The organism is Devosia sp. A369, assembly GCF_054489345.1.
In genome coordinates this window covers 1-2,518 of the sequence record NZ_JBTMWV010000047.1, presented here as the reverse complement: position 1 = coordinate 2,518, position 2,518 = coordinate 1, and the positions used below count along the sequence as shown (strand labels likewise).

The following is a 2,518-nucleotide window of genomic DNA, read 5'->3' as shown; positions in this document are numbered from 1 at the left end:
CCCATGCACGAACCCGCTTTGCGGGAGGGCGGGTGCGGCGTGGTCGCGGTTTCATTATAGACTTGGGATCAAGCCGCACCTGATCTGACGATGGAGTTCCCTTCAACCAGAGGAACTTGCCATGGCTACCCCGTCGACCGACGCTGCCGTCACACCGCTCCGCCAGCGGATGCAGCAGGATATGCTGATGCGCGGCCTGGGCTCGCATACCCAGCACGACTATGTCCGGCACGTCCGGCGCTTCGCTGCGTTTCTGGGGCGCGCTCCCGATACCGCCACAAGCGAGGATATCCGGCGTTTTCAGCTCCATCAGCATGAGAACAGCGTTAGCCCCTCCACCATCAATGGCGCGGTCTCGGCGCTGCGCTTCCTGTTTGAGGTGACGCTGAAGCGGCGCGATCTGGCCCGCGTACTGGTGATCACGCGATATCAGCGCAAGCTGCCCGATGTGCTGAGCGTGGAGGAAGCGGCGCGTCTGCTCGCGGCGGCGCCAACCATCAAGTACAAGGCCGCACTCGGGGTGGCCTATGGCGCCGGCTTACGCGTCTCCGAGGTTGCCCACCTCAAGGTCGACGATATCGACAGCACCCGCATGCTGATCCGGATCGAAGAGGGCAAGGGGCGCAAGGACCGTAACGCCATGCTTTCGCCGCAGCTGCTGGAACTGCTGCGGCTGTGGTGGCGCGAGGGTAAGCGGCGGGGCGTCATGCTGCCGCATGGCTGGCTGTTCCCGGGCCGCTCTTGCACCGATCCGATCTCGTCGCGGCAACTGCATCGTGCGGTGCAGGAAGCGGCCGAGGTCGCGGGCATTCGCAAGCGCGTCAGCCCGCACACCTTGCGGCACAGCTTTGCCACTCACCTGCTGGAACAGGACGTCGATATTCGCGTCATCCAGGTGCTGCTCGGGCACAGCAAGCTCGAGACGACTGCGCTCTACACCAAGGTCTCGACCCGCACGATCCGGGCGGTCGCCAGTCCTTTGGACCGGCTGATGGCACTGATGGAGGACAAGCCGCCGCCCACCTGAGCCGGTGCGCGCCGCCATCGAGGTCGCCGATATCTTCCGTGCTTCCGGCCCTGCCTATCGGATCGCCCATGCCGGGCATCTGAGCCTGGACCAGCTCAAGGTGATGTCGGCGATCGAGGCCTGCCGCACCGCTGCCCTCGGCGGTCACGTCGAAGCCTGTCCTGACTGCGGGCATCAGCGCATCGCCTACAACAGCTGTCGCAACCGGCATTGTCCCCGGTGCCAGGGCGCCGCGGCCCGCACCTGGCTCGAAGCCCAGCAGGCCAATCTTCTGCCGGTCGGCTACTTCCATGTCGTGTTCACGCTGCCTGCCCAGATCGCCGATATCGCCTTCCACAACAAGGCGCAGGTCTACGATCTGCTGTTCAAGGCGGCATCGCAGACCATGCTGACGATTGCTGCCGATCCAAAACACCTGGGTGCCCGCATCGGCATCACCGCCGTGCTCCATACCTGGGGCTCAGCCATGACCCACCATCCCCATATCCACATGATCGTGCCCGGTGGCGGCATTGGCCCGGATGGACAATGGATATCATCGCGCCCGGCCTTCCTGCTGCCGGTGCGGGTGCTCGGCGCGTTGTTCCGGCGATTGTTCATGACCCGCCTAATCGAGCTTTACGATGCTGGCCGGCTCACTTTCTTCGGCAAGATGGCCGGGCTCAGCGACCGACGCGCCTTCCAGAGGCACCTCGCGCCGGTCCGCAAGAAGCGCTGGGTGGTTTACGCCAAGGCGCCCTTCGCCGGGCCGCAGGCGGTGCTCGCCTATCTCTCCCGCTACACTCACCGGGTGGCGATCTCCAACAGCCGTCTCATCGCGTTCGACGGGGCCGGCGTCACCTTCCGCTACAAGAACTATCGCCGCACCGGTGCCGAACGGCAGCAGGTGATGACGATCGCCGCCGAGGAGTTCATCCGCCGCTTTCTGATCCACGTTCTGCCGCGCGGGTTCCACCGCATCCGCCATTACGGCCTGCTCGCTGGCTCGGCCCGCAAGGACTGCATTGCGCAGGCTCGTGAATTGCTCAAGGTCGCGCCGACGCCGGACGAACCGGCAGCCGAAGAGCCCGCCGATCACCAACCGCCATGCCCTTGCTGTGGCGGCGCCATGGTGATCATCGAGACCTTCGCCACCGCGTGCCGGCCGCGCGCACCACCTGCCGCCAAGCCCTCGAACCGGGAGACCGTCCATGACCCGGCATGACCAACTTGTTCAAACGGTCGCGCCACGTCACCGGCCGATGGGATGGTTTGCGCCCAGCGCCGCAGCGATCGCCGTTATGCCCACCAATCCAACGAAAAGCGCGTTCAACCGGGCCTTCAACAGGCCTGAGCGCCGACCGCTGGACGCGCCTGGAACACTTGGTGCCCCAGTTCCTGGCATCCGCCCAACCGCACCAAAACAACAAACCCCATAGCGCAAAGCGTGCGGACCGCGGGTTCCTGCATGGGTGGCTTTGCGACGCCAAGCGGCATCCCAAACCCTTCACC

Annotated in this window: 2 protein-coding genes; both read left to right on the top strand. The window is 65.3% G+C overall.

What is annotated here, in order from left to right; translation table 11 throughout:
• Positions 1–121: 121 nt before the first annotated feature.
• Positions 122–1,027: a tyrosine-type recombinase/integrase gene (locus ACX3OZ_RS20775; RefSeq protein ID WP_459105498.1), complete on the top strand. Its 906-nt coding sequence runs from the start codon at positions 122–124 to the stop codon at positions 1,025–1,027.
• Between the two features lie 4 nt (positions 1,028–1,031).
• Positions 1,032–2,231, top strand: coding sequence for an IS91 family transposase (locus ACX3OZ_RS20770; protein ID WP_459105497.1), 1,200 nt, complete (start codon positions 1,032–1,034; stop codon positions 2,229–2,231).
• The last annotated feature ends 287 nt before the right edge of the window (positions 2,232–2,518 follow it).